Genomic DNA, 26853 nt, shown 5'->3' with positions numbered 1-26853 from the left:
GAGTTTGTAGCGTGATGATGCTGTTGTGTCTGCGTGATGCGTTCGTCCACCGCCTCTGACTCCGCTTTGACGTCCCCTTCTGACTCCTCTTCCACGCGCACGCCCCTGTATGGCGAACGCGCCATCGCCGAGGCGGAGTTGATCTGTTTTGAGAACCCCCGGCCCGGCCGGCCCTATGAGATTGCGATCGAGCTGCCGGAGTTCACCTGCCTCTGCCCGTTTTCCGGTTATCCCGATTTCGCTGTTCTGCGTCTGCTCTACCAGCCCGGGCCCCGCGTGGTGGAGCTCAAGGCGATCAAGCTCTATGTGAACAGCTATCGCGAGCGCACGATCTCCCATGAGGAGGTGACGAATCGGATCCTCGACGACCTGGTGGCGGCCTGCGACCCGGTGTGGATGCAGCTGGAGGCAGATTTTCATCCGCGCGGCAATGTGCACACCGTGGTGCGCGTCACGCACGGCTCGCGACAGCCGTGCTGATCAGTTCCGGCAACTCCCGGGCGAAGCCCCCAAGGTTGCGGTTGCAGAGGCCAGCCACATGAAGCTGGCACCCATCAACATCCTGAATCGCCCACAGCTGTCGGGTGGCCACCATGCTCAGGCCGCCCCCGAGCAGGGTGATGGCAAAGCCCGCATACACCAGGGGCACCCCTGGATCGCGCTTGAGCAGGAGCCCGCTGGCGGGAAGAATGCTCCACACCCGCATCGGCAGACCGTTGATCTCTGCGGCATCGCCACCAGGGCGCAGGGTCGCGAGGGCCTCCCCTCCTGCACCGAACACCTGCACCGGCCCCTGTTCGCTGCTCACCGTCAGCAGCACTGGTTCGCTCCCATCCGGCCGGGTCGGCAGCACCAGGCCCCAGAGTTGTTCCCCCAGCTCGGGAAAGCTCTGCAGGGGCAGCTGCAGCTTCGGGCTGTTGCCCAGCTGCACGGTGATCGTGGCCAGTGACCAATCGGCCTGGTACACCGTCATGCCGCGGTAGCGCAACGGATGGTTGACGCTGATCTGCCGTTCATTGTTGATGTCGTCGGGGCCCCGCAGGAGCAGCTGCGAGCGGAATTGTTCCGGCCGGCCGGCCGGGTCCCGATCGATCGCGAAGTCTTCCAGCGTGAGGGTGAGTTGGCTGTTGCCGGCGCGATCGAGCAGGTCGAGGCTCCGGCCCGGAGCCAGGAATCGTTCCAGCCGGTGACCAGCCAGGGATCCCCAGGCGGCACCCAGCATGAGCAGCACCAGGCCGGTGTGCACCAAAAGGGGTCCGACCCGGCCCATCGTGCCGCGACGGGCCTGGATGCGCTTCTCTCCCTCCTGCACCTGCCAGCCCGATTGCCGCAAGGTGTGGCTGAGCCTCAGAAGGGCCGCATCGGGATCGGGCAGGCTGACGCTCTGTGCAAGCGCCAGCTTGCTCAACTGGCGTGGTTCCCGGTAATCCACCCAACGCAGAGCCGCCTGCAGGGCCGGCCACTGCCGGCGCCAGCTGCAGAGCATCAGCGCCAACCCCAGCCAGGCCAGCAGCCCCAGAAACCAGGTGCTGCGATACACGTGGTCGAGCTGGAGCGTCAGCATCCAGTCGCCGTTGATCAGGCCGAGCCAGGGGGTGGCGTTGAAGCGCTCCAGATAGAGCTCAGCCGCTTCGTCCTGGGGCAGGATCGTGCCAATGGCACTGGCCAGGGCGATGAGGAGCAACAGTCCGATCGCCAGTCGCAGGTCTGACAGCAGGGCAGCCAGGCGGCGCAGGGCAGTCATCGGTTCAGATCCAGTGGGAGAACAGGGTGAGAGCACCGGTGGCGATGAGCACCATGCCGCTGATGGGGGGAACCCAGCGGCCGATTGGCCGCAGGGCGAGCAGACCCGGAACACTGGCGGCGGCACTGCCAGCCAGGAGCAGGGGCATCACCTGGCCGAAGCCGAAGCTGGAGAGCAACACCACGCCGATCAGGGGGCTGCCGCTGGTGGCGATCCAGCCCAGCAACACCGCCAGCACGGGGGTGGTGCAGGGCGATGCGGCCAGGCCGAAGGCCAGTCCTGCTGCGATCGGGGCCAGAGGGGCCGGCACGTGCTGGGACCAGTGCTGGGGATCGGGCCCTGCCGGAAGGGGGAGCCGGACCAGGCCGAGCAGGTTCAGGCCCATCACCAGGGCGAGAACGGCCACCACAGTGGCGAGCGCATCGGGCACTTGTCCGTAGATGCGCCCCAGCAAGCCGCTCAGGCTCCCCAGAATCACCAGCGCCGACACGATGCCGGCGCAGAACAGCAGGCTGCGCTGCCAGGGGGGTTGGCGCCCTTCAAAGCCCGCCAGGTAAGCAAGGGTCACCGGCAGCAGCGAGAGGGAGCAGGGGCCGAGGCTGGTGAGGGCACCACCGACGAACACCAGGCCTACCGTGACTGGCCCAGGCTGGGTGAGGGCCTGGGACAGCAGCTGCTCACTGCTCTGGGCAAGTCCGGGGAGATCGAGGTTGATGATTGCCTGAGGAAGGAAAATTCACCTTATCGAGCAGCAGGACCGCCCTGGGGCGACCGCTCGCTTGATCGTTTCAATCGACGCGATCCCACCAGACCGGTGGATTCCAGGGAGCAGCGGATCAGCAACCCAGCGATCAGCAGGCTCGAGAGCAGAGAATTGCCGCCGTAACTGATCATCGGCAAAGGCAGACCGGTGGTGGGCATCGAGCCGGAGGCCACGGCCAGGTTCATCACCGATTGCCCCACCAACAGGCTGGTGCAGCCGATCGCCGTGAGCCTGGCTTGATTGCTGCGGCAGCGCAGCGCCACCCTCAGGCCGAGGAAGCCCACCAGCATGAGAAAGAGGATCAGCATCAAGGAGCCAATGAAGCCGAATTCCTCGGCATACACGGCAAAGATGAAATCGGTGCTTTGGATGGGCAGATACTGCAGTTTCTGGGTCGAGAGGCCGAAGCCTTCGCCAAACAGACCACCCGAGCCGATCGCTAGCAGGCTCTGCACGAGTTGATAGCCGTTGCCCTGGGGGTCCTGCCACGGGTCCAGGAAGGAGATCACCCGAAGGCGCTGATACTCATTGATCATGATGCTGGCGAAGCCCAGAAGCCCACCAAGAAGCGCGGTGCCGAACAAGGTGCGCAGGCGGAGACCGGCGGAAAAGGCCATCAGCCACAGCAGGAGTCCGGTGAGTGCTGCGGTGCTCAGGTTCGGTTGCTTGAGGATCAGCAGGATGAGGGCTCCGAAGCTGCCCAGCCAGAGCAGTTTCTGATCAGCGGCGCTGCGTTTCCAGTGCGCAAACAGACTGGCGGCCTGGAGCACCACAAACGGCTTCACCAATTCGGAAGGCTGGATCTGAATCGGGCCGATCACCAGCCAGCGGCTGGCGCCGTTCACCGTGCTTCCGAACACGAGGGTCGCTCCCACCAGCAGGATTCCCAGCCAGAGGGCAGGACCGGCAATCTTCATCCAGCGCCGGAGATCGGTGCTGATCGCGCTGATCAGCAGCATCCAGCTGGCACCCATCCAGATCAGCTGGCGTTTCACGTAGTAGGCCCCTTCGCCCATTTCCCGGCTTGCGACCCACCAGCTCGCGGAGGCCAGGATCAGCAGGCCGGCGATGCTCCAGATGGCGGTGAGGCTGATCAAAAGCCTGGCTTCAGCAGGCCAGAGCGACCAATCGAGGGGCAGATGCCGCTGCCAGAAACCGGCAGACCGCTCGGTTGCCCGTTCGGCTGGCTGGCTTCTACGGGTGAGGACACGGGAACTGCGCAACGCCATCGAGTTATGACCTCCCATTCAGACGCCTGAGGGCGACTTTGCCAAGCCACAAAAAAGCCCGACTTGACGTCGGGCTCTCAACAATGGCGTTGGTGAATGGATGGAAGCTCAGTTGCCGACGTTCACCTGAGGACGCCCACTGCAGAGTTCCACCTTCAGGATGCGTCCACCTTGCTTCATGATGCGCTGCTGTTCAGCGAACCAGCTGTCGTATGGCACCCACTTCGTGAAGAAGGTGTTTTGAAGTTCGCGCTGACTCCGGGTCTTTTCAGGACTTGGAATGCAGGCGGTGACTTTGAACAACCGCATGGAACTCAGTTGCCGAGGCCGGAGCAGATGTAGTCGAAGTACACGCCCATTTCACGACCAGCATCGGGGCCGACCAGCGAAGCGGTGACTTCCTTCATGGCCTGAATGGCCTGCACAGTGGCACCGATGGGCACACCCAGAGAGTTATAGGTCTCTTTGAGGCCGTTCAGCACGCGCTCATCCAGGATGGAGGTGTCACCGGCGAGCATGGCGTAGGTGGAATACCGGAGGTAATAATCCAGGTCGCGAATGCAGGCGGCGTAGCGACGCGTGGTGTACATGTTGCCTCCAGGACGGGTGATGTCCGAGTAGAGCAGAGCCTTGGCAACCGCATCTTTGATGATGGTGGAAGCATTAGCGCTGATGGTGGCAGCGGCCTTGACGCGCAGTTCGCCGCTGGCGAAATAGCTCTCAAGGTTGCTCATCGACGCAGAGTCGAGATAGAGACCCTGAACGTCAGACTTGTTGATGACGTTGGTGATGGCGTCTTGCATGGATCCGTGAAGAGGGGCGAGAAGGCGAGAAGTCGACGAAGGTCAGGCGAGAGCGCCCACCACATAGTCGAAGTAGGTGCCAGCTTCTTCGGCATCACTGCCGGTGAGAATGCCCATGGCCACCGCCTTCATTTCGCGGATCGCTTCAGCCATGGCTTCGAGGGGAGTGCCCAGGGCTCGATACATTTCGCGGGCGCCGATCACGCCGATCTCTTCGATCGGCGTGACGTCTCCAGCGACCACGCCGTAGGTGACGAGACGCAGGTAGTAGTCCATGTCGCGCAGGCAGGAAGCGGTCATTTCCTCGCCGTAGGCGTTGCCGCCAGGGGAAATGACGTCAGGGCGCTTCTGGAAGAGCTGGCCAGCAGCCTGCTTGACGATGCGCTCCCTGCTTTCGCTGAGAACCTGGGCGATGCGAAGGCGACGCTGACCGCCGGCGACGAACGCCTTGATCTGGTCGAGTTCGCCAGGGCTGAGATAGCGGGCTTCGGCGTCCGCGTTGATGATCGAGTTGGAGACGATGCTCATGCAGTTCTGCCTCGAAACAAGCGGCCGCCCGAAGGAGACCGATATCCGGTGAGTGGTTGACGCGACCAGTGTGCCTGATCGCCCCAGCATTCTGTGGCAGCGCTGAGAATCTCCCCCGGGGCCGGTAACAGTTCTTCACTCCGCCATGAATCCTTAAGAGTCATTGCAGCGCAAGGAGTCTGCAGGGAGCCTGTCGATGGGGCGACTGCGGCATTGATCAATACAATCGCCATCAATTTTGCCCTCTGTTGATGACAACAAACGCAAGAAAAAGCCCCATGCACAGGTGAGTGCATGGGGTGATGTGATCGGTCAATCCGAGGCTGGAGACGTTGGCGCAGGCTGCGGCTCAGATGGCGCCCTTAAACGGAGGGTTGAGGCCGGCATTGCCGCCATACAGCGCTGCACCACGGTTGAAGCTGGCCATGGTGGTGCCGTCCTGGCTGTTCATGCCCTGGTAGCTCGGAACCTGATCGGCGCCGAAGGCATTGGCGTAAGCCTCGGAGCTGAGCAGGCGATCGATGGCGGCCTGCTGGCCCTGCTTGACGCGGGTGGCCAGGAACGCGCTCACTTCGCGTGGCAGCGGTGCCCGCCCCAGGAGCGCCAAGTGGGCTGCCGTCGCGGCCCGCAGTGGAGCCATGCGCCAGAGACGCTGCTGGAAAAGCTCACTGGCGGCCACGCGTCCCACAAATTCGGCCACGCTGAGGCGGCGTTGACGGAACAGGGATTCCGCATCGCTCAGACGTTCTGACTCCATAGGCATGCGGTTGAGCAGTTGGCGATAGATCGCCTGAATCGCGGCGTCAATTTCGTTCCCGGTCGCGGCCTCCGCCAGGCGCAGGGGGCGATCGAGCCCCTCACGCCGGCTGAGACCGCTGGGGCTGGCGCCTGCGAGAGCCTTGCGCATGGCGGTTTCGGCCGTTTCGGGGAGGCCGAAGCCGCCGCTGCTGCTGGAGCTGCTCCAGCTGGGGGTTGCACCTGCCGGGGCGCTGGGTTGGGGCGCGACCGGTGCCGCCGTTGACGAAACGCTGCTCCAGCTGGTGGCTTGTGCACCGCCGGGCTGCCAGCGCGGTGCGCTCCATCGACGGCGTGGTGCTGGCTGGCTGCGCAGGCTTTCAGGGCCCTGCTGTCGCGCCGGGCGCGTTTCCTGCACCTGGCCACCGCTGAGCTGGGCACTCCAGCTGCCGCGGACGGTTGGCTTGTCGGCCAGATTGCGGCGGGTGAGATCGGCGCTGGAACGGAACCCCTTCGGCTTCAGCACATTGGGGCGCTGATAGGTGGTGGCGGCGCCAGCAGCAATCAGGTCAACGGGACGCTTGAGGGCGGGGACCCGACGGGTGCGCAGATCGGTGGGGGTGATGAACCGCTCATAGGGCACGGTGTCTTCACCAAAGCAGTCGTTGTATTCGCTGCTGTTGATCAGGGCATCCACCACGCCGTAGAAACCCTTTTGCGCTGCCGTGTCGAACAGGGCGTCGATCTCCCAGCGCCCGAAGGTGGGACGGCCGAGCAGGCGGCGATGCATCACCTCAATCGCTTTGGTGAGGTAGAGGCCACTCCAATAGCGACGGCGGAAGGCCTGGGAACGGGCGACCTGACGCACGAATTCACGCAGACTGATGTCGCCGTTTTCCAATTTGATCTCTTCCACCCTGTTGCGTTCGCCCTCGTAGCCGGCACTGCCCAGCACCTGGACGTACACGGCGTTGATCACCGCCTGGGTGCTGGATTCGGTGCCGCGAATGCTGGGCTGGCCGGCGCGACGAGGAATGGAATTTCCGCCGGTGGCGATCTGCTGGAGACGCATCACCCGGGGGCCAACGCGGCGAGGTGTGCTGCCTCGGAACTGGGGGCTGGCCATCTGACCAGGCTCCCGCATGCCATTACCCACGAGGATCCGGCGGTTGTCGTAGCCAGCCGGGGCTGGGCGGGTGGCAACCGATGCTGTGGCGGAGGGGAAGATGGCGCCGTACTGAATCGCTAGCGGGTCGTTGCCGCCGCCGTAGGCATGCTGGTCGCCGAAGGGCTGGCGGTAGGAGGCATAGAGGGTGACGTATTGGGGTGCTCCTTCGAAGGGGGCGCTGAAGCGGAAGAGTTTGCGGTTTGAGCCCCAGCCGGCGCTCTCCTGGGCTTCCTCGCCCAGGTCTCTAAGGAAAGGAACGGTTTCCTCGCCGAAGACGCGCGCATACTCCATCGTGTTGATCAGCGCATCCACCAGACCGTTCAGCCCCTGGGCGCTGACGATGTCGAAATAACGGGTGAATTCTTCGCGGGAGCTGATACCGCGTCCGAGGAAGTGGCGGAAGGCGAGTTCCACGGCCCTGCTGTTGGAGAAGCGTGCGTAGAACTGCTGGCGATACTCCTTGCTGCGGCCGAGGGCGCGGATGAATTCGCGCATGGAGATGTCACCCTGGCGCACCTGGGTGGCCTCCACAGGGCAGGGACTCTGTGAATAGGCCTTGGTGATGTCGCGCTCGAACACCTGGCGATAGGCGGCGCGAACCACCTCGGCTTTCTGGGCGCCGGTCATGGCCGGCTTCATTGTGTAACGCAGCGCCTTGCCCTTGGCGGCGAGGGCATAGATCGCCGGCAGTTGCAGGCCCTGGTTCTCGGAGCTGCCCAGGCGTTGTCGGGCCGAAGGCGTTGGAATCGCCAGTTCTTCGAGCAGCACGTTGAAGCACTGCACGGTGAGGCGCCGCGCTTCCGGTTGTTGTTTGAGCAGGCTGGCTGCGGCTGCACGCATTTCCTGAAGTGCCACGTTGGTGGCAGCGAGGGAGCAGCCTTTCTCCAGCACATCGCGCAGGCCGCGGGTGTTCACGGCAAGGATGCTGGGGTCACCCGCCACAAGGGCGTAACCCACGTAGCGCAGGAACCAGCCGAGATCGCGGATCGACTTCCGCATGCGATCAGGGCCGTATTTGGCGACGCTGATCGGAGCAAATCCGGTCGGCAGCACCACGCGGACGTCAGCGTCTTCTCCACTGCCCTGGAGCAGGCGGCTGAGGACGTTGCCGCGTCCGGCGGAGCCATCGGCCCCGGTGAAGGTGCGCACCGACTGAGCGAATGCCACCTGATCCGACGCCAGCGGCGCGCCGTCGGCTGCAGTTCTCTCACCCGTGCTCAGGGGTGCGTCGAGGAAGGACAGCGGCGTACCGCCGGCAAAGATGCGGTTGGCTGCTCGCGCCACGATCGCTTCGGCATTGGCGGCCAGCACCTGGGCGGCAGCCAGACGATCCTGACCGCTGCGGAAGAAGGTGACCAGGTTGTCGAGCTCCGCTCCATCGGGAAAGCGGTCCTGTTGTTCAGCCTGACGAACGCTGGAGAGCGGCAGGGTGTCGAACAGCTGAGGGGAGACCCTGGGGCTGCCGCTGCTGGCGGTCACGGTCATGAACGAAAGCAAGCCGGATCCGGCCAGGTTACGGGTCGCCTTCTGGGCTCCAGGAAGGGCATGAACAAATGTTTGCAGGCCGTGGCTGCGCGCTCGGAATCCCGCCCTGGCGCATGAAAAGCTCGCGACACACCCCAGCGGTGTTGCCGTCTGCTCCCATCCGCATGTCCGACTCCCGCCGCGACGCTGCCACGCCAGTGGTGAGCGCTTTCTATGACCGCTTCCCCTACCCGGGTGATCCGCTTCAGGATGGCCCCCCTCCCGGGTACAACTGGCGTTGGTGTTGGGCCAGCGTTCAGTCCGCCGTGCGGGGCCAGTTGCCGTGCCCCTCCTCTGGAGCCCCCCATCCCTTGCGGTTACTCGATGCCGGCTGCGGCACCGGGGTGAGCACGGATTATCTCTGCCATCTCAATCCGGGGGCGGACGTGCTGGCAGTGGACATCAGCGCCGGCGCCCTGGAGGTGGCGCGGGAGCGCCTGCGTCGCTCCGGAGGAGGCGAGCGGGTGGTGGCACTGCGCCAGGAACAACGCAGCCTGCTGGATCTCGCTGGCGAGGGGCCGTTTGACTACATCAATTCCGTGGGGGTGCTCCACCATCTCCGGGATCCCCTCGCCGGACTGCGCTCTTTGGCTGAGCTGATGGCGGAGGACGGAATTCTGCATCTGTTCCTTTATGCCGATGCGGGACGTTGGGAGATTCATCGCTGTCAGCGGGCCCTCGCTCTTTTGGGGGTGGGCACGGGGGAGAGCGGTCTGAGATTGGGTCGAGAACTGTTTCAGGTGCTTCCCGAAGAGCATCGGCTCCGGCGCCATCACGAGCAGCGGTGGGCGCTTGACACGGCCGCGGATGCCAATTTCGCCGACATGTATCTCCACCCCCAGGAGACCAGTTACAACCTGGAGCGGCTGATGGCTCTGATCGAAGCGGCCGGGCTCCATTTCGCCGGTTTCTCCAATCCTGCGGTGTGGCACCCATCCCGCCTTCTCACGGGTGAGCTCCTGGAGAGAGCCCTTGCGCTCTCTCCTCGCGATCAGTGGGCTCTTGTGGAGGAGCTCGACCCCGACATCAGTCATTTCGAGTTTTTTCTGACGCGGCGCCCGGTGGTGCCGAATCCATGGTTGGACGATCGGCTGCTGCTGGATGCTTCTGCGGAGCTTCAGCCCTGCCTCTGGGGCTGGCCTTCCGGGAGTCTGCTCGGTCCGGACCTCGAGCCCCTTTCGCTCAGCGATGCTGAGGTCGCCGTGTTGCGTGCTGTGGAGTCTCAGCCCGGGGTGCCCCTGCACTCCCTTGCCGGCCTGGAGATCAACGCCTCCATCGTTCGGGATCTCTGGCGGCGGAGACTGCTGCTCCTCCGTGCTCCCAAAGGGGTACGAGCCGAGCACGCGTGATAGATTCCGCGCGCTTTCTCAGAAGCTTTTTGCAGGCGTTGTCTTCCACTGATGCGGCTCTGGCCTCCGGCCCTGCCGACAACGGAATGGACGATTACGCCCGACTGCAACGGCGACTGATGCTGGCCACCTTGATCGTTTCCCTGGTTGCGGCCCTTGTCGCGGCCATCCGTTTCGATCTCCTTGTGGCCCGCAGCCTGTTGGTGGGAGCAGCCGCCGGTCTTCTGTACCTGCGTCTGCTCGCCCGCAGCGTGGCCCGGCTCGGCGGAGGATCCCGTCAGGTGGGGCGATTTCAGCTGGTTGTGCCGATGCTCCTGATCGTCGCTTCGGCCAGGCTTCCCCAGCTCGAATTGCTTCCCGCCTTTCTCGGTTTTCTTCTCTACAAGCCCGCCTTGATCCTTCAGGCCGTCACTGACGCCTGAGTCCGCGCAACCCCCTGACTTCATGGCTCTGTTGCCCCTCCCCCTTCCCTTCGCCGAACTGGAGGTGGGCCAGCATCTGTACTGGCAGATCGGCAATCTCAACCTCCACGGCCAGGTGTTTCTCAGCTCCTGGGTTGTCATCGGTGTGCTGCTGGCCCTCGTGGTCGTTGGCACCCGCAAGATGGAGCGTGATCCCCGGGGTGTGCAGAACCTCCTCGAATTCCTCTGGGATTATCTGCGCGATCTTGCCCGGGAGCAGATTGGCGAAAAGGCTTACCGCGACTGGCTGCCTTTCGTCGGCACCCTGTTCCTGTTCATCTTCGTGTGCAACTGGGGTGGCGCGCTGATTCCCTGGAAGCTTGTTGAGCTTCCCAATGGCGAACTCGGCGCTCCCACGGCCGATATCAATACCACCGTGGCCATGGCCCTGCTGGTCTCCCTGTCTTACTTCTATGCCGGTCTGAGCCGCAAAGGTCTGCGTTACTTCGAGTACTACGTGGATCCGACTCCGATCATGCTTCCGTTCAAGATCATCGAGGATTTCACGAAGCCTCTGTCGCTGTCCTTCCGTCTGTTCGGAAACATCCTGGCGGATGAACTGGTGGTGGCTGTGCTGGCCTTTCTGGTGCCGGTCCTGGTTCCCCTGCCCGCCATGTTTCTCGGCCTGTTCACCAGTGCCATCCAGGCTCTGATTTTTGCCACGCTTGCCGCCAACTACATCGGCGAAGCCGTTCACGAAGAGGCCCACTAGGTCTCCCCATCGCTTTCGCCGGTCCCAGGCGATCTGCTAAACACTTCGCGCGCAGGTCCGGGTGGAACCGGGCCCACTCCTTTCAGGGGAGTGTCCCGGGCGCGCTCTGCCCTTTCCGCGCTCATCCTGCGCAACCCCAACGCTTTCCACCAATGAGTGATCTGACCTCCGCCGCCTCCGTCCTGGCCGCCGCTCTCGCGGTGGGTCTCGCCGCCATCGGCCCTGGCATCGGCCAGGGCACCGCAGCCGGCCAGGCTGTGGAAGGGATCGCCCGCCAGCCCGAGGCTGAGGGCAAGATCCGCGGCACCCTGCTGCTGTCCCTGGCCTTCATGGAAGCTCTCACCATCTACGGCCTGGTTGTGGCTCTGGTGCTTCTGTTCGCCAACCCCTTCGCCGGCTGATCCAGGCAGCGCGGATCGCCATCCTCCGGGATGCGATCCGCCGTTTCGTCTGAGTTCACTGTTTCGCTTCCACCCAGCGCTCCTCTTTCATGACCTGGCTTCTGCTCGCTGAAGCAGGGGTACCGGAGGGAGGTCTTTTCGACCTCGATGCCACCCTGCCGCTGATGGCGGTTCAGGTGGTGCTCCTCACCTTCCTGCTCAACTCCCTTTTCTTCCGTCCGGTCGGCAAGGTCGTGGAAGATCGTGAGGGTTACATCTCCACCAGCCGCGCCGAGGCCAAGCAGAAGCTGGCCCAGGTTGAGCGTCTGGAAGCTGACCTCACCGATCAGCTTCGGAGCGCTCGACAGGCCGCCCAGGCCGCCATTGTGGAGGCCGAGCAGGAGGTGGACCGTCTGTATCGCGAAGCTCTCGCCGAAGCTGAGGCGGAAGCCAATCGCACGCGCGAGCAGGCCCGCCGTGAGATCGAGTCACAGCGTGAGCAGGCTTCAGCCCAGTTGATGGCCCAGGTCGATCAACTCAGCTCTCAGATCATTCAACGATTGTTGGCGGCCTGATGATGACTTTCTATTCACTCTTCGCCTCTGAGGGTTTCGGGATCAACCTGAACCTCTTCGAGACCAACCTGATCAACCTGATCATTGTGATCGGGGTGCTGGGCTGGTTCCTGAAGGGATTCCTCGGCGGCATTCTTGAACGTCGTCGCCAGGCGATCCTTCGCGATCTCGACGATGCCGAGACCCGTCTGAAGAAAGCAACGGCTGATCTCGCCAAAGCCCAGGCCGACCTCGCCGCCGCTCAGCAGAAAGCAGAAACGATCCTTGCGGACGGCAAGGCCCGTGCTGAGGCGATCCGTCTGGATGGCGAGAAGCGCACGATTTCTGCGATGGCTGCCCTCAAGCAGGACGCTCTTTCCGAGCTCACCGCCGAGGGTGCCCGCTTGAGTGAGCAACTTCGCCGTGAGGCCGCCATGGCCGCGATCGACAAGGTCATGGCCGAATTGCCTGGTCGCCTTGATGCCAACGGTCAAGCCCGTCTCATCGATGCCTCCATCGCCAATCTGGAGGACGCCTGATGCCATTGCTCAATTCCCTGGCCACCCCTTACGCCGAAGCACTGCTGCAGGTCACCGATGGACGTCAGGAATCTGACGTCGTCGCCCAGCAGTGCAAAGAGCTTTTGGGCCTCTGGAACAGCTCCAAGGAATTCCGTGAGGCGATGATCTCGCCCGTGCTGGAGCCCGACAGCAAGAAGCAGGCTCTGACCAGTCTTCTCGCCGAGCAGTTGAAGCCTTCTCTTCTCAATCTGCTCAAGGTTCTGGCCGATCGTCATCGCCTTGCCGCTTTCGATGCGGTGTTGTTCCGCTACCTCGAGCTGTATCGGGATTCCCGCCGTATCGCTCTGGCCAAGGTCTCCACGGCCCAGGCCCTCAGTGATGAGCAGCTCGCTGCCCTCACTGGGAAAGTGCAGGCCATGGTCGGCACCGGAACCGTGGAACTCGAGCTCAGCGTCGATCCCAGCCTGATCGGTGGTTTCGTTGTGAACCTCGGCTCCCAGGTGATTGACGCCAGTCTTGCTGGCCAGGTTCGCCGTCTCGGTCTGTCGCTCGCCAAAGCGAGCTGAGGCTTCCTTCCCTACCCCGCTCCTCCACTCACCACCCTCCCCAGGGATTTCCCGCCATGGTTTCCATCCGTCCAGACGAGATCAGCGCCATTCTCAAACAGCAGATCGAGGACTATGACAAGTCCGTTTCGGTCAGCAACGTCGGCAGCGTGCTCCAGGTGGGCGACGGTATCGCCCGTGTCTACGGCCTGCAGCAGGCCATGGCCGGCGAGCTGCTTGAGTTCGAGGATGGCACTGAGGGCATCGCTCTCAACCTCGAAGACGACAACGTCGGCGCGGTTTTGATGGGTGAGGGCCTGGGGATTCAGGAGGGGAGCACGGTGCGGGCCACCGGAAAGATCGCTTCGGTTCCTGTGGGTGACGCCCTGCTGGGCCGGGTGGTCAACCCCCTGGGACAGCCGATCGATGGCAAGGGGGATCTTGCGACCAATGAAACGCGCCTGATCGAGTCACCCGCGCCTGGCATCATCCAGCGCAAATCGGTGCACGAGCCGATGCAGACCGGCATCACCGCCATCGACGCGATGATTCCGATCGGCCGTGGCCAGCGTGAGCTGATCATCGGCGACCGTCAGACCGGTAAGACCGCGATCGCCATCGACACCATCCTCAACCAGAAGGATCAGGATGTTGTCTGTGTGTATGTGGCCGTCGGTCAGAAAGCAGCGTCTGTGGCCCAGGTCACTGAGGTGCTGCGTGAGCGTGGTGCCCTCGACTACACGGTTGTGGTGGCGGCCAACGCTTCCGAGCCCGCGGCCCTTCAGTATCTGGCTCCCTACACCGGCGCCTCGATCGCTGAGTTCTTCATGTACAAGGGCAAGGCCACCCTGGTGATTTACGACGATCTCACCAAGCAGGCTCAGGCTTATCGCCAGATGTCTCTGCTGCTCCGTCGTCCGCCCGGTCGTGAGGCCTATCCCGGCGACGTGTTCTATCTCCACAGCCGTCTGCTTGAGCGTGCCGCCAAGTTGTCCGATGCCATGGGCAAGGGTTCCATGACCGCCTTGCCGATCATTGAAACCCAGGCCGGTGACGTGTCGGCTTACATCCCCACCAACGTGATTTCGATCACGGATGGCCAGGTGTTCCTCAGTTCTGATTTGTTCAACTCGGGCCTGCGTCCGGCCATCAACGTTGGTATCTCCGTGAGCCGGGTGGGTGGTGCTGCCCAGACCAAGGCGATCAAGAAGATTGCCGGCACCCTGAAGCTGGAACTGGCCCAGTTCGACGAACTGGCGGCGTTCTCTCAGTTCGCCTCGGACCTGGATGCGGCCACCCAGAAGCAACTCGGTCGCGGTAAGCGTTTGCGCGAGCTGCTCAAGCAGCCTCAGTTCAGCCCGCTGATTCTGGCTGAGCAGGTCGCCATCGTCTACGCCGGTGTCAAGGGACTGATCGACGATGTTCCCGTGGATCAGGTGGTGCAGTTCTCCCGTGAGCTGCGCGAGTACCTCAAGAGCAACAAGCCTGAGTTCATTCAGAAGATTCAGGAGGAGAAGGTGCTCAGCCCCGAGGCCGAAACCATGCTGAAGGAGGCTATCGCTGAAGTCACCTCCACCATGCTGGCCACCGCCAACTGAGGGCCTGAGCCATGGCAAATCTGAAGGAGATCCGAGACCGGATCAAATCGGTCAAGAACACTCGCAAGATCACCGAGGCGATGCGCCTGGTGGCTGCGGCCAAAGTGCGGCGGGCCCAGGAACAGGTGCTGCGTAGCCGTCCCTTCGCGGATCGGCTTGCACGCCTGCTGGAAAACCTCCAGTCGCGCATGCGTTTTGAAGATGCCGACGCTCCCCTGTTGGAGCAGCGCGACGTCGACACCATCACCCTGGTGGCTGTCACCGGTGATCGTGGCTTGTGTGGCGGCTACAACGCCAACATCATCAAGCGCACGGAGCAACGCTTCGCAGAGTTGAAGGGGCAGGGTTACAAAGTCGATCTGGTGTTGATCGGTCGTAAGGCGATCAGTTATTTCACCAATCGGCAGTACCCCATCCAGGCCACCTTCACCGGTCTGGAGCAGGTGCCTACGGCGGATGAAGCCGGTGCGATCGCCAACGAAGTGTTCGCAGAGTTTCTCTCTGACACCACCGATCGTGTGGAGATCATCTACACCAAATTCATCAACCTGGTGAGCTGCAAGCCCGTGGTGCAGACCCTGCTTCCCCTCGACCCCCAGGGGATTGCTGAGGCCGACGACGAAATCTTCCGTCTCACCACCAAGGAAGGTCGCCTCACGGTGGAAACCGGTTCGGGTCCTGCCAACACCCAGCCGAGCCTCCCTTCCGACATCGTGTTTGAGCAGAGCCCGGAGCAGTTGCTCAATGCTCTGCTGCCGCTCTATCTGCAGAACCAGCTGCTGCGTTCCCTTCAGGAAGCTGCCGCCTCTGAGCTCGCCAGCCGGATGACGGCGATGAACAATGCCAGCGACAACGCCAAGGCCCTCGCCAAGACTCTGACCCTTGACTACAACAAGGCCCGTCAGGCGGCGATCACTCAGGAGATTCTTGAAGTGGTGGGTGGTGCCGCTGCGATGGCCTGACCTTGGGTTGCACTGACAGCTTTTCTCAACGAGGCCGGCCTTCGGGTCGGCTTTTTTGTTGTGTTGGCGCCAGTGCCGACCCTCCCTCCTGAGAGGATGCTGCTTTCCGTCACCGTTTCAACAAGGATGAGCGATTCCACTGCGGCCCCCTCCTTCGCCATCACCGTTGAATTGGATGGTCAGCAGCATGCCTTTCCGTGCACCCCTGAGCAAACGGTGCTCGCCGCTGCCGAAGCGGCGGGTGTTCCTCTGCCCAGTTCCTGCTGCGCCGGGGTGTGCACGACCTGCGCGGCCCGCATCACCGAGGGCGAGGTGCATCAGCCCGATGCCATGGGCGTAAAAGAGGAGCTGCGCCAGGATGGTTTTGCCCTTCTGTGTGTGTCTTACCCCCGTTCCGATCTCAAGGTGATCGCCGGTCAGGAGGATGCGCTGTATGAGGCCCAGTTCGGTCAGTATCAGAAGTGAAGCTGCTGCACCGTCACGTCACCCTGGTCAGTCCTCCAGGGTTGCCGGCAGCTCAGCTGAGGCCCTGGTTGCGTGATCAGCTGCGCCGGCACGGTGAACCGCTGCGCTGGGCGATCACCTCGGTGGCACCCACAGCCGAAGGCGACAGCCGCCTGTTGCGTCTCGAGGCCGTGTGGATCCAGTGACGGCAGCGTCCCTGCCCACCCTGCTGCTGGTGCCCACCGGCATCGGTTGCGCGATCGGTGGCTACGCCGGGGATGCCCTGGCCAGCGCGCGACTGCTGGCGGCGGCCTCAGGTTGCCTGGTGACCCACCCGAATGTGATGAATGGAGCCGCGCTCTACTGGAGCGATCGCCGCATCCATTACGTGGAGGGCTACGCCCTGGATCGCTTCGCCGCCGGCGACTGGGCCCTGCAACCCGTGCGTCAGCAACGGATCGGCCTCCTGCTGGATGCCGGGATTGAGCCGGAGTTGCGTCAGCGCCATCTGCAGGTGGCGGATGGCTGCCGGGCGACGTTGGGGCTGGAGATCGGACCTGTGCTCAGCACCGATCAACCGCTCGGGGTCCATCTGGAGCTGGGGGAGAGCGGCGTGAGCTGGGGAACCCTGGAGCATCCCGATGCCTTGCTGCGCGCCGGAGAGCGCCTGAAAGACGCTGGCGCCACGGCGATCGCTGTGGTGGCGCGCTTTCCCGAGGATCCTGAGAGTGACGCTCTGGTGGCCTATCGCCACGGCAGTGGTGTGGATGCCCTCGCCGGTGCGGAGGCGGTGATCAGCCATGCGCTCGTGCGTCACCTGCAGATCCCCTGCGCCCATGCGCCGGCCCTGTCGCCGTTGCCCCTTGATCCGCAGCTGGACCCCCGCGCGGCGGGGGAGGAACTGGGATACACGTTCCTGGCCTGTGTGTTGGTGGGGCTGAGCCGGGCGCCGGATCTGGTGGTGCCAACTGGTCTCGCTGGTGCGCGCAGCCTGCGGTTGCAGGCTGCTGATCTCGGTGCAGTGGTGGTGCCTGATGGGGCCCTGGGCGGCGAGGCCGTGCTGGCGTGTGTTGAGCGAGGGATCCCGGTGATCACCGTCGCCAATGCCTCCCTGCTGCAGGTGACTGCAGCGGCCCTCGGCCTGGCGGATCGGGTGCTGCCGGCGGCGAGCTATGCCGAGGCGGCGGGGTTGGTGCTCAGCTTGAGGGAGGGGATTGCTCCCGCAGCGCTGCAGCGGCCGCTGCGGCCACTGCAGGAGAGTTGCTGATTCAGCGCAGGCAGGCCATCGGGTGTCTCGGGGGAACACCCAGCGCTTTGGCAACGCCTGGATGGCAGACGGCCCCTTGGACGGTGTTGAGGCCGGAGAGCAGTTCAGGCCGCTCGGTCACCGCTTCCTCCAGGCCGCGGCCGGCGATGCCGAGGATGTAGGGGAGCGTGACGCTCACCAGTGCTTCGGTGGAGGTGAACGGCACCGCACCGGGCATGTTGCCCACGGCGTAGTGCTGCACGCTGTGGATGGTCACCGTGGGGTCGGTGTGGGTTGTTTCCCGGCTGGTGGCTACACAGCCCCCCTGATCGATCGCCACATCGACGATCACCGAGCCGGGTTGCATCTGTTGCACCATCTCCTCATCCACCAGCGTGGGAGCACGGCCGCCGGGGGTGAGCACAGCACCGATCAGCAGGTCGGCGGTGGGCACCAGCCGTTCCAGCAGGCCGCGGCTGCTCACCACGCTCATCAGCCGCCCGCGCCGGTCGGCTTCCAAACTGCGCAACCGTTCGGGGGAGCGATCCAGCAGCATCACCTCCGCATCCATCGCCGCCGCCAGTCGGGCCGCATTCCAGCCCACCGTGCCGGCTCCGAGCACGACCACACGGGCCGGGCGCACGCCGGTGCAGCCACCGATCAGCACGCCGCGTCCACCGTTCGGCCTCTCCAGCAGCCGCGCGCCCACCTGAGCCGCGAGGCGTCCGGCGATTTCGCTCATCGGCGCCAGCAGGGGCAGGCTGCCATTTTCGAGTTGCACCGTCTCGTAGGCCACGCCGGTGGTGCCCGCATCCAGCAGGGCCTGCCCCACCTTCGGGTAGGCGGCCAGATGCAGGTAGGTGAACAGCACCATGTCATCGCGAAGGAACCGGAATTCTTCCTCCTGCGGTTCTTTCACTTTCACCACCAGATGGGCAGCCCAGGCGGTGTCCCGGTCCACCACCTGGGCGCCGGCCGCTGCAAAGGCTGCATCGGCGATGCCAGCGCCATCACCGGCGCCGGCCTGCACGCGCACCTCCAACCCCTGGGTGACCAGATCCCTGACGCCATCGGGGGTGAGGGCCACCCGCTGCTCATCCGCCTTGATTTCGGTGGGAACCCCGATGCTCGCCATCGGAGCGGTGAGAATGGAGTGGGCCATGGCTGCGGGGCTGTTGCTTCAATCTGGCTCAGACGGCAGCGATCGGCAGCCGCCAGCCTGTGCCGAAAGCCTGACGGCTCACCTTCAGGAGCGGCGGCGCCTGGCGTCGTTTGAATTCGGCCCGGCGGAACAGGCGCAGCACCCGGGTGATCGTCTCGGGGGCATGGCCCCGCTGCAGCAACGCCTCCTCTCCGCAATGCTCTTCGATCAGGTCGCGCAGCAGCGGATCGAGCACGGCGTAATCGGGCAGCGAATCGCTGTCTTTTTGGTCGGGCCTCAATTCGGCGCTGGGGGGTTTCTCCCGGATCGGGCGCCCCACCAGTTCGCCGTTGGTCGGCAGCCCGAGGTCGCGGCGGCAGGTCTGGCTGGCCGGACTGTCGAGCCAGTCGCAGAGAGCGAAGACGGTGGATTTGTAGAGGTCACCGATCACCGCCAGGCCCCCGTTCATGTCGCCATAGAGGGTGCAGTACCCCACCGCCAGTTCCGATTTGTTGCCGGTGGAGAGCAGCAACTGCCCCTGCTGGTTGGCCACGGCCATCAGCAGGGTGCCGCGGATGCGCGACTGGAGATTCTCGGCGGTCACATCCGCCGGCGGACCCTGGAGCACCGGCGTCAGTGTGGCGGCGAAGCTGTCCATGAGCGCCTCGATCGGTGTGGTGTCGGTGTGGAGGCCCAGTCGATGCGCCAAGGCAGCGGCGTCCTCGATCGAGCCCCTGGAGCTCCAGGGGGAGGGCATCAGCAGGGCCTGCACCCGATCGGCCCCCAGGGCAGCGCAGGCGATCACGGCCACCAGGGCGGAATCGATGCCTCCACTGAGGCCGAGCAGGGCGCGCTGGAAGCCACATTTGCCGGCGTAGTCGTGCACCCCCAGCACCAGAGCGCGCAGCAGTTGCTCTTCGCGGCTCATGGCGTGGTGATCGGGCCTGATCGCTGCGGCCCCTTTGGGGTTGAGCTCAGACGCGGCGGCTGTGCTGCCGGCATCCCAGAGGTCCAGGGCTTCCTTGCAGATCGGCAGCTGCAGGGTCAGCGTCGGTACGGCCTGACCCTCCTGCCTGGGGCGGTCGATCACAAAGCTGCCGCCATCAAAGATCAGCTCATCGTTGCCCCCCACCTGATTCACGTAGATCACCGGGCAGTTGAGGCGGGCGGCGGCCCGTGCGGCCAGCTCGCGGCGCAGGGGGGATTTCTCCTGGGCGAACGGGGAGGCGGAAAGATTCAGCAGCAGATCCACGCCGAGCGGTTCGAGGGCCGCCACAGGATCGGGGCCTGTGAGCCGCTGGTTCTGGAGCGCGGGCTCCACCCAGAGGTCTTCGCAGATGGTGAGTCCCAGACGCCAGGGCTGCCCGGCCAGGTTGAGGGTCAGGCAGGAGGGGCCGCTGGCGGCGCGGAAGTAGCGGCTTTCATCAAACACGTCGTAGCTGGGGAGCAGCTGTTTGCGTCCCACCACCCGCCACCGTCCCGCCTGGATCAAGGCCACGGCATTGAATAGATGGGGCAGAGCGCTGTCCCCGGCTGGTTCCACCACGCCCACCAGCACGGCCAGCGCCGGGGCGAGGTCGTGCAGGTCTTGGCTCAGGTGGTCCATCACCGTCTGTTGCTGAGCCACCCCTGTGGGGTTGAGCAGCAGGTCGCGCGGGGGATAGCCCCAGAGCGAGAGTTCCGGCGTCAGCAGCAGATCCGCCGGTTCGCTCTGCTGCTGGCTCTGTTGGCAGGCGGCGAGGATGCGCGCGGCATTGCCAGGTAGATCGCCCACCAGTGGATTGATCTGGGCCAGGGCGATGCGCATGGATCCTCAGCCCGAGCCGGGGGCAAAACCATAGAAATTGTGCTTCAGCAGCAGGGGGTGCAGGGCGGCTGGAATCTGTTCCGCGGCAGGCCGTTGCCGGATGTTCGAACTGGCCGTCGCTGGAATCGTGAGCGGCAAGATCTCCAACTGGCCGCCCAGGTTGCGTAATTGGTCGAGATCCTGGTGCTGGATCGGGAAGCCTTGGCGGGGCACGATCACCAGTTGGCAGCGTTGCAGCAGCGATGCCGCGTCTTTCCAGCGGGGGATCTGGGCAGTGAGGTCACTGCCCACCACAAAGCTGAGGGGGCGACCGGGCCAGCGCGCTTCGGCGCGTTGCAGGGTGGTGATGGCGTACGGGCTGCTGAGCTCCTGCACCAGCTGCAACCGGGGGGCCTGCATCGACTGCACCAGGGTGCTGAGCAATTCGAGGCGCTGCTCCAGGGGGATGGCGTGCTGCTTGGAGGGGTTGTCGCTCGCCCAGGTGGCCACCTCGGAAAAGCGGTCGGTCAGTCCCTCCAGCAGCGCCTGATGCCCGCAGGTGGGCGGATCGGCGCTGGTGCCGAACAGGGCAAGGCCAGGAGCTGCCGTCATGGCAGCAGCTCTCGCAGGCCGCCCCGATCCCGGCGCTGGGGCCAGGTCATCAGAAGTCGCCCCAGCGTGGCGTCCTGCCAGGCGAGCCGCTTCAGCAGGCTGGTGGGCTGTGGTTGGCTCCGCCGGCCTCGGCCCCGTTGCTCCAGGAGCCAGCGAGCGGTGAGTCGCCCGGTGCGGCGGGTGGTGTGGACGGCCAGAGCCGCCTGGGCCATAGCTACCGGTGCCGCTGGTGCCAGGGAGAGGCCGGCTGTGAATGGGGCAGCCACCAACAGCAGCTGGCGGACGCCGCTGAGGGCCACCTGAATGCCCAGCTGGGCCCCGCCGATCAGGGCGTTGTGGCCCGAGAGTCGCTGCAGCAGCCGGCGGGCGGCGGGTCCCCCCATGGGCAGATCATAGAGCTGGCAGAGCTGCACCACCAGGGCCGTGTCGCAGGCGAGACCTCCGGCCAGATCCAGCAGCACCAAGGGATTGGCCGCGACGCCCGCCGCCTTGAGGGCGGCGTAGCGACCGATCAGCCCCTGGGCCGCTTGGCGCCTGCGCTTCAGTCGACCAGCCTCCAGCGCCTGCTGCAGTCGTTCCGCCTGGCGCAGAGCGTTGAGGGCGAGCAGGGCCGGGCCCTGCGCCTCCAGCCACTGCTGCAGGCCTGTGGCCAGGGCCGTGATCCGGGCGGCCATGGCCCGGCTGCGCACCCGGCCATCCTCCAGCCGCACCGCCTGACGCGGTGCGGCGGCTACCGCCACGGGGGCGACCATGCCGTTGGGGAGTCGCCGCTGGATGCTCTGCAGCAAGGCGTCGAGCTCCTGTGGCGGCCAGCAATCGCTGCGGTTGAGCACCGGCAGCACGGGTTTGCCGCCGTCGCGCAGGGCTTCGAGGGCCTCCAGTTCCACACGGGTGATGTCGCCATCCAGCACCAACAGCACCAGATCGGCCTGCAGCGCCACCCGAGCGGCCAGCCGGGCCCGTCCGGCAGCGGCGACCTCATCGATGCCCGGGGTGTCCACCAGATCGACGCCCTTCAGCCCCGGCACAGCGATGGGCCAGGGTACGGCCTGCTGTTGGCGGGTGCAGCCATGGGCGACGTCGGTGGCCAGCACGGCCTCCCCCACCAGTGCATTCACCAGGCTCGACTTCCCAACACCGACGCGCCCGAACACCGCCACCCGCAGCCGTCGCTGAGCCAATCGATCGAGTTGGCGTTCCAGCGCCTTGAGGTTGCCGGCCAGCAGCGTGGTTTCCCTGGGGGTGAGGTGCAGCTCCGCACGCCACTGGTCCAGCAGCTGCAGGCAACGTTTCAGGGTGGATGGCCCCCCGTCGCAGGCATGGCTGGGATCGCTGGCTCTCATTCCGCTATCCCCACGCCCGCACCTTTGCGCCACCAGCCGGCCAGCACCGCCAGCACCGCATCGGCACCGATCACGCCCACAAAGCCGCCGAATTCATCCACCACCACGCGCACACCGCTGTTGTCGCGTCGGAAGCTGGTGAGCAAGCGGTCGGCCCGGATCATCTCGGGCACGAACTCCACCGGCTCGCAGAGATCAGCGGCACTGAGCTGACCGCGTTGCTCCAGCAGGGCAGTGAGCAGCTGATCGCGACTGGCCACCCCAAGCACCCGATCCACCTCGGCGCCGAGCACGACCCACCAGGCCGAGGGGTTCGCCAGCAGCTGGGGGCGGAGGGCTTCGAGCGAGGCGGCACCCTCCAGGGTGGGTGCGGCCACGCGGGGGGTCATCAGATCCCTGGCGGTGAGGTCATTGAGTTGGAACACCTTGGCGATCATCGCCGCCTCATCGGCTTCGATCTGTCCCTTCTGGGAGCCGAGGCGTGCCAGCAGCCGGATTTCGTTCTCGTCGGTGCTGATTTCATTCTCTTCACTGATCGCAGGCAGCAATCGCTCCAGCAGCAGCACCAGGGGTCGCATCAGCACCCCGAGCCAGTGCAGCACCGGCGCGCTGGCCAGGGCCACGGGGAGGGCGAGCCGGGTGCCGATCGCCTTGGGAAGAATTTCACCCAGCAGAATCACCAGCACGGTGAGGGCCACCGAAAACAGCGGCAGGGCCACGTCGCTGAACTGGTTTTTCTGAAACACCCAAGCGGCGTAGCCGCCGAGCATCATGCTGCCGAAAATGTTGAACCCATTATTGGCGATCACCAGCACCGAGAGGGTGCGGCCGAGGCGTTGACGCAACTGGGCCAGCCGTCGTGCTCCCGCTGGCGGCCCTGTCCGTGCGGCCAGCTCGTGCACGCGCACGGGATTGACCGTGAGCAGGGCCGCTTCAACGCCCGAGCAGACGGCGGATCCCGCCAGCACCACCAGCACCATCAACAGCAGGGTCAGCAGGTCGGTGGTCATGCCGGGGTGCTTTGCCTGCCATCCTGACGGTTCCCTGTCACTCTGTCTCCGCCGTGATCGACCAGCAGCGTCATGCCCAGCGACGTGAGCGCTGTTTCGCTGAGCTCGGTGGTGCGGCGGCGGTGATCCCGGCGGCGACGCTGGTCACCCACCATGCCGATTGCGAGTGGCCGTTCCGGCAGGACAGCGACTTCTGGTATCTCACCGGATTCGACGAACCCGATGCGGTGGCGCTGCTGTTGCCCCACCGAGCGGAGGGTGAGCGCTATGTGCTGTTTGTGAATCCGCGCGAGCCAGGCGCCGAGGTGTGGACCGGCCGGCGCTGGGGCTGTGAGGGAGCGGTGGAGCACTACGGGGCGGACATCGCCCACCCTCGCGATGAGCTGGAACAACGCCTGCCGGAGTATCTCAAGGGTGCGGAGGGCATCGCCTTTCGGGTCGGGCGGCACCCCGCCGTGGAACCCCTGGTGCTGAAGGCCTGGGCCCAGCAGCTGGATCGGGCGCCGCGCAGTGGTGCAGCGGCCCTGGGGTTGGTGGCTCCCTGCCCGATGCTGCATCGCCAGCGCCTGCGCAAGGAGCCGGAGGAACTGGCGCGTCTGCGGCAGGCCTGCCGCATTTCGGCGGAGGCCCATGAGCTGGCCCGGGCTGCTGTGGAGCCGGGGATGGGCGAGCGACAGGTGCAAGCCCTGATTGAACAGCATTTTCTCGCCGCCGGGGCTCGCGGGCCGGCCTACAGCTCGATCGTGGCCGGTGGCGATAACGCCTGCGTGCTCCATTACATCGACAATCGGGATCCCTTGCGTGACGGAGATCTGTTGCTGATCGACGCGGGCTGCTCCCTTCCCGATTACTACAACGGCGACATCACCCGCACCTTTCCGGTGAATGGGCGCTTCAGTGCGGAGCAGCGGCAGCTGTATGCGCTGGTGCTGTCGGCCCAGGAGGCCGCAGTGGCGGCGGTGCAACCGGGCGCGACCGCGGAGGATGTGCATCAGACCGCCCTGCGGCAGCTGGTGGAGGGCTTGCTGGAGCTCGGCCTGCTGCGCGGCGAGGTCGACGGCGTGATTGAGCAGGGCGCCTATCGCCACCTCTACATGCACCGCACCGGCCATTGGCTCGGGTTGGATGTGCACGATGTGGGGGCCTATCGCCTCGGTGAGCATCCGGTGGAACTGGAGCCGGGCATGGTGCTCACGGTGGAACCGGGGCTCTATGTGAGCGATCGCTTGCCCGTGCCTGAGGGGCAGCCGGCGATTGAGGAGCGCTGGAAGGGCATCGGTATCCGCATCGAGGATGATGTGGCCGTGAGGGATCGCGCTGAGGTGGCCTGCGGCCATGAGGTGCTCACGGCCGCCGCCGCCAAGAGCCTGGCGGCGATGGAGCGCTGAGCGGCGATCACACAATCTGGCGATCACACAACCTGCAGGGCGACCCACACCACCCCCACGGTGAGCAGCATCAGGGTTCCCAGGGGCTCGCCGAGGTGTTCCGCCAGGTGATCGGCATGGTGGGCGATTCGGCGGGCGAGCAACAGCACGCTCAGGCTGAGCAGCAGCAGCCCGCCCAGCACCAGCGCGGAGTTCTGCTGAACCAACCAGTCCAGAACATGGCTGACCTCCAGAGTCACCAGCAGGACGGCGCTGATCAGCAGGGACCACTCCCTGCCCAACACGCTCCAAGGCATTCCGTTCATGGCGCTGATGCCGGCCCCAGAGCATGACACCAGTCGAGGGCGGCGGTGGTGCTGGCCAGCACCCGATCCGCACCCGCATCCTGCAGGCGTTGTTCGTAGTGGCGTCGCGCTGAGGTCTGCTCTGCCCCATGCAGATGGGGGGGGGCCACCGCCAGGCTCACGAAGGTCTGGTCAGGGCATTGCGCGCGCGCTTGAACCACCGTCTGCACGTCGGCGACGGTGTCGCCCAGGTAGGCAATCGGGGGTGCACCGGCACCGAGGGGTGCCTGAAGAAGGCTCTGGGCCAGGCGGAGCAGGCCGGTGGGATCCGGCTTGTCGGGGGCATCGCCCATGGCGATCAGGGGTGGGGACTCCAGCCCCAGCCGCTGGCTGAGCAGGAAACGGGCTGAGGGAGGCTCAGCCCCGCTCACGAAGCCCCAGGTCACGGCCATCGCCGTGAGGTCGGTGAAGAACTGCCGTTCCACCAGCAGGGGTTCATCGATGATGTAACCGGTCCAGGCACGGGGATCGCCATCCGGCTGGTCGCCGAAATAGAAACGACTGAACATCTCCACCAGATCCGGTCTTGGCGGCAGGGTGAAGGCGTTGTTCTCACCAGATTGAGCCTGGCGCCGACGCAGCAGCTCCAGACTGGCGTCCCAGTCGTTGTTCCATCGCCCTTCTCCCTTGAGGGCATCGATCACTCCTGGCTCAGGTCGCCAGCCGCAGTAGTGCTCCACGGTCGCCTGCAGGGCGCGCCGATAGCTACCGGCCACATCGCGGATCACACCATCGATGTCAAAGAGAAGAAGGCAGCGGGGCCGATCCTTGGAACGCTTCAGCAGGGGCGATCGCGGGTGGCTGGTAGGTTAGTTGTTTGTCCTGATTTCTTGAGCGCTGACACCATGACGGTTTCCGAAGGCGCTGCAGCCGACCAGGAGGTCGCGACCGCAGCACCAGCAGTCGAATCGGCTCCCGAACCTGCGGCGGCCGAGCAGGCTCAGGAGGCCACGGAAGGCCGTCCGGTGATGCGGGGCGGCAGTGCGGCACTGGCGTCCGCCACGATCGATGCTGATGGGGTTCCCTCCGGTTACACCCCCAAGGCGGATGAGGGTCGCTTTCTGCTGAAGATCCTCTGGCTGCCCGACAACGTCGCTCTGGCCGTTGACCAGATCGTGGGCGGTGGTCCGAGCCCGCTCACCTCCTACTTCTTCTGGCCTCGCGAGGACGCCTGGGAGACCCTCAAGACTGAGCTGGAGGGCAAAAGCTGGATCACGGACAACGAGCGTGTCGAGGTTCTGAACAAGGCCACCGAGGTGATCAATTATTGGCAGGAAGAGGGCAAGGGCAAGAGCCTCGAAGAGGCCAAGCTCAAGTTCCCTGAAGTCACCTTCTGCGGTACCGCCTGAGTTTGGCTTGCCATGGCCTGTTGGGCACAGACCGACCACGTCATCACCGCCCTTTCGGGCGGTTTTTTGATGGCTGATCGCGACCCGCGGGCAAAAAAAAATCTCCCCGAAGGGAGACGCGTCTGGCTCCTGAACGGAGAAGATGATTGGAAATTATTTGGTTATTTGGCTGCCTGAACGCGGGCGCGGGCTCGATCGAGAGTCTGCTGTGCCTTCACCTTCTCTGGAGTCGGTGATTGACCTTCCATGCGAGTCACGGCCGCTCGGGCTTGCTCCAAATCAGCCTCGGCTTCACTGGCATTGATGCTGCTGCCCAGTTCCGCCGAATTCACAAGCACCGTCACTTCATCGGCTTCCACCTCGGCAAAGCCTCCCATCAAGGCGATGGATTGCCAGCCATTGGTGTCGCGGACGCGCAACACTCCCACATCCAGCGCCGCAAGCAACGACACATGGCCGGGGAGGATGCCGAGCTGACCGGTGGTGCTGGGGAGGATCACCTCATCAGCACGTCCATCAAAAACGTTCTGGTCTGGAGCCAGAACGCGAAGGGTGAGTGACATGAACCTTGAATCGGAGGGGTGAGCGGACGAGGGATCGCAATCAAGGGGTGT

At 64.8% G+C, this 26853-nt stretch carries 30 protein-coding genes; 15 read left to right on the top strand and 15 right to left on the bottom strand.

Annotated features, from left to right (window positions below; genetic code table 11):
• Positions 1-66 precede the first annotated feature (66 nt).
• A complete protein-coding gene (gene queF, locus SynRS9909_RS11220; RefSeq protein ID WP_038001111.1) occupies positions 67-480 on the top strand; it encodes a preQ(1) synthase in 414 nt (137 codons plus the stop codon).
• On the opposite strand, the gene SynRS9909_RS11215 is transcribed toward queF, so the two are convergent.
• The 7 genes from SynRS9909_RS11215 to SynRS9909_RS11185 all read right to left on the bottom strand — a co-directional run bounded on the left by SynRS9909_RS11215 (position 452) and on the right by SynRS9909_RS11185 (position 8455).
• On the bottom strand, positions 452-1744 hold the full coding sequence (locus SynRS9909_RS11215) for a cytochrome c biogenesis protein ResB (RefSeq protein ID WP_007101627.1): 1293 nt from the start codon (positions 1742-1744) through the stop codon (positions 452-454). The genes queF and SynRS9909_RS11215 overlap by 29 nt on opposite strands.
• 4 nt (positions 1745-1748) lie before the next feature.
• On the bottom strand, positions 1749-2417 hold the full coding sequence (locus SynRS9909_RS11210; protein WP_050752493.1) for a cytochrome c biogenesis CcdA family protein: 669 nt from the start codon (positions 2415-2417) through the stop codon (positions 1749-1751).
• A 68-nt stretch (positions 2418-2485) separates the two neighbouring features.
• Positions 2486-3754 (bottom strand): FtsW/RodA/SpoVE family cell cycle protein, encoded by a 1269-nt coding sequence (locus SynRS9909_RS11205; protein WP_116431307.1) that lies wholly within the window; start codon positions 3752-3754, stop codon positions 2486-2488.
• A 90-nt stretch (positions 3755-3844) separates the two neighbouring features.
• Complete coding sequence (locus SynRS9909_RS11200) at positions 3845-4045, bottom strand: phycobilisome linker polypeptide (RefSeq protein ID WP_007101630.1); 201 nt, start codon at positions 4043-4045, stop codon at positions 3845-3847.
• Between the two features lie 5 nt (positions 4046-4050).
• Positions 4051-4539: an allophycocyanin subunit beta gene (apcB, locus tag SynRS9909_RS11195; RefSeq protein ID WP_007101631.1), complete on the bottom strand. Its 489-nt coding sequence runs from the start codon at positions 4537-4539 to the stop codon at positions 4051-4053.
• 42 nt (positions 4540-4581) lie between these two features.
• Complete coding sequence (locus SynRS9909_RS11190) at positions 4582-5067, bottom strand: allophycocyanin subunit alpha (protein ID WP_007101632.1); 486 nt, start codon at positions 5065-5067, stop codon at positions 4582-4584.
• A gap of 349 nt (positions 5068-5416) precedes the next feature.
• Positions 5417-8455: a phycobilisome rod-core linker polypeptide gene (locus SynRS9909_RS11185; protein WP_007101633.1), complete on the bottom strand. Its 3039-nt coding sequence runs from the start codon at positions 8453-8455 to the stop codon at positions 5417-5419.
• Between the two features lie 164 nt (positions 8456-8619).
• On the opposite strand from SynRS9909_RS11185, the gene SynRS9909_RS11180 reads away from it, so the two are divergent.
• The 12 genes from SynRS9909_RS11180 to SynRS9909_RS11125 all read left to right on the top strand — a co-directional run bounded on the left by SynRS9909_RS11180 (position 8620) and on the right by SynRS9909_RS11125 (position 17287).
• Entirely contained in the window at positions 8620-9843 is a 1224-nt protein-coding gene (locus tag SynRS9909_RS11180; protein WP_007101634.1) for a methyltransferase, read from the top strand.
• 86 nt (positions 9844-9929) lie between these two features.
• Complete coding sequence (locus SynRS9909_RS11175) at positions 9930-10265, top strand: hypothetical protein (protein WP_007101635.1); 336 nt, start codon at positions 9930-9932, stop codon at positions 10263-10265.
• A 22-nt stretch (positions 10266-10287) separates the two neighbouring features.
• Positions 10288-11016: a F0F1 ATP synthase subunit A gene (gene atpB, locus SynRS9909_RS11170; RefSeq protein WP_007101636.1), complete on the top strand. Its 729-nt coding sequence runs from the start codon at positions 10288-10290 to the stop codon at positions 11014-11016.
• A gap of 152 nt (positions 11017-11168) precedes the next feature.
• Positions 11169-11417, top strand: a complete 249-nt coding sequence (gene atpE, locus SynRS9909_RS11165) for an ATP synthase F0 subunit C (RefSeq protein ID WP_006911576.1) — start codon at positions 11169-11171, stop codon at positions 11415-11417.
• 89 nt (positions 11418-11506) lie between these two features.
• On the top strand, positions 11507-11971 hold the full coding sequence (locus SynRS9909_RS11160; RefSeq protein WP_007101637.1) for a F0F1 ATP synthase subunit B': 465 nt from the start codon (positions 11507-11509) through the stop codon (positions 11969-11971).
• Positions 11971-12489, top strand: coding sequence for a F0F1 ATP synthase subunit B (locus SynRS9909_RS11155; protein ID WP_007101638.1), 519 nt, complete (start codon positions 11971-11973; stop codon positions 12487-12489). The genes SynRS9909_RS11160 and SynRS9909_RS11155 overlap by 1 nt, the downstream gene beginning before the upstream one ends.
• A complete protein-coding gene (gene atpH, locus SynRS9909_RS11150) occupies positions 12489-13037 on the top strand; it encodes an ATP synthase F1 subunit delta (protein ID WP_007101639.1) in 549 nt (182 codons plus the stop codon). Before SynRS9909_RS11155 ends, atpH begins: the two co-directional genes overlap by 1 nt.
• A 56-nt stretch (positions 13038-13093) precedes the next feature.
• Positions 13094-14614, top strand: a complete 1521-nt coding sequence (gene atpA, locus SynRS9909_RS11145) for a F0F1 ATP synthase subunit alpha (RefSeq protein ID WP_007101640.1) — start codon at positions 13094-13096, stop codon at positions 14612-14614.
• An 11-nt stretch (positions 14615-14625) separates the two neighbouring features.
• The gene (locus SynRS9909_RS11140; protein ID WP_007101641.1) at positions 14626-15576 is read left to right on the top strand and encodes a F0F1 ATP synthase subunit gamma; all 951 of its coding nucleotides are present in this window, start codon (positions 14626-14628) and stop codon (positions 15574-15576) included.
• A gap of 126 nt (positions 15577-15702) precedes the next feature.
• Positions 15703-16041, top strand: a complete 339-nt coding sequence (locus SynRS9909_RS11135) for a 2Fe-2S iron-sulfur cluster-binding protein (protein WP_007101642.1) — start codon at positions 15703-15705, stop codon at positions 16039-16041.
• Positions 16038-16226 (top strand): hypothetical protein, encoded by a 189-nt coding sequence (locus SynRS9909_RS11130; RefSeq protein ID WP_007101643.1) that lies wholly within the window; start codon positions 16038-16040, stop codon positions 16224-16226. The genes SynRS9909_RS11135 and SynRS9909_RS11130 overlap by 4 nt, the downstream gene beginning before the upstream one ends.
• Positions 16223-17287, top strand: a complete 1065-nt coding sequence (locus SynRS9909_RS11125; protein WP_007101644.1) for a DUF3326 domain-containing protein — start codon at positions 16223-16225, stop codon at positions 17285-17287. Before SynRS9909_RS11130 ends, SynRS9909_RS11125 begins: the two co-directional genes overlap by 4 nt.
• A gap of 1 nt (position 17288) precedes the next feature.
• Here SynRS9909_RS11125 and ald read toward each other — a convergent pair whose 3' ends face one another.
• The 5 genes from ald to SynRS9909_RS11100 are packed head-to-tail and all read right to left on the bottom strand — an operon-like array spanning position 17289 to position 23158.
• Positions 17289-18428: an alanine dehydrogenase gene (gene ald / locus SynRS9909_RS11120; protein ID WP_007101645.1), complete on the bottom strand. Its 1140-nt coding sequence runs from the start codon at positions 18426-18428 to the stop codon at positions 17289-17291.
• 28 nt (positions 18429-18456) lie between these two features.
• Positions 18457-20214, bottom strand: coding sequence for an NAD+ synthase (locus SynRS9909_RS11115; protein ID WP_007101646.1), 1758 nt, complete (start codon positions 20212-20214; stop codon positions 18457-18459).
• A 6-nt stretch (positions 20215-20220) separates the two neighbouring features.
• Entirely contained in the window at positions 20221-20805 is a 585-nt protein-coding gene (locus SynRS9909_RS11110) for a nicotinate-nucleotide adenylyltransferase (RefSeq protein ID WP_007101647.1), read from the bottom strand.
• Positions 20802-22148, bottom strand: a complete 1347-nt coding sequence (locus SynRS9909_RS11105) for a GTP-binding protein (RefSeq protein ID WP_186593723.1) — start codon at positions 22146-22148, stop codon at positions 20802-20804. The genes SynRS9909_RS11110 and SynRS9909_RS11105 overlap by 4 nt, the downstream gene beginning before the upstream one ends.
• Positions 22145-23158: a CNNM domain-containing protein gene (locus tag SynRS9909_RS11100; RefSeq protein ID WP_007101650.1), complete on the bottom strand. Its 1014-nt coding sequence runs from the start codon at positions 23156-23158 to the stop codon at positions 22145-22147. The genes SynRS9909_RS11105 and SynRS9909_RS11100 overlap by 4 nt, the downstream gene beginning before the upstream one ends.
• 53 nt (positions 23159-23211) lie before the next feature.
• On the opposite strand from SynRS9909_RS11100, the gene SynRS9909_RS11095 reads away from it, so the two are divergent.
• Positions 23212-24546, top strand: coding sequence for an aminopeptidase P N-terminal domain-containing protein (locus SynRS9909_RS11095; RefSeq protein ID WP_050752495.1), 1335 nt, complete (start codon positions 23212-23214; stop codon positions 24544-24546).
• Between the two features lie 23 nt (positions 24547-24569).
• Here the strand turns inward: SynRS9909_RS11095 and SynRS9909_RS11090 are convergent, their stop codons facing one another.
• On the bottom strand, positions 24570-24851 hold the full coding sequence (locus SynRS9909_RS11090; RefSeq protein ID WP_007101652.1) for an LPXTG cell wall anchor domain-containing protein: 282 nt from the start codon (positions 24849-24851) through the stop codon (positions 24570-24572).
• Positions 24848-25627 (bottom strand): TIGR01548 family HAD-type hydrolase, encoded by a 780-nt coding sequence (locus tag SynRS9909_RS11085; protein ID WP_071933955.1) that lies wholly within the window; start codon positions 25625-25627, stop codon positions 24848-24850. Before SynRS9909_RS11085 ends, SynRS9909_RS11090 begins: the two co-directional genes overlap by 4 nt.
• Positions 25628-25735: 108 nt before the next feature.
• On the opposite strand from SynRS9909_RS11085, the gene SynRS9909_RS11080 reads away from it, so the two are divergent.
• Positions 25736-26239 (top strand): 30S ribosomal protein PSRP-3, encoded by a 504-nt coding sequence (locus SynRS9909_RS11080; RefSeq protein WP_038001120.1) that lies wholly within the window; start codon positions 25736-25738, stop codon positions 26237-26239.
• Positions 26240-26400: 161 nt separating this feature from the next.
• Here SynRS9909_RS11080 and atpC read toward each other — a convergent pair whose 3' ends face one another.
• Complete coding sequence (gene atpC / locus SynRS9909_RS11075) at positions 26401-26802, bottom strand: ATP synthase F1 subunit epsilon (RefSeq protein WP_007101655.1); 402 nt, start codon at positions 26800-26802, stop codon at positions 26401-26403.
• Positions 26803-26853 lie beyond the last annotated feature (51 nt).

It is taken from the genome of Synechococcus sp. RS9909, assembly GCF_014279595.1.
In the GTDB taxonomy this organism is placed as follows: Bacteria; Cyanobacteriota; Cyanobacteriia; order PCC-6307; family Cyanobiaceae; genus Synechococcus_C.
Note: the sequence above shows the minus strand (reverse complement) of the source record. Positions and strands in the feature narration are given on the sequence as shown.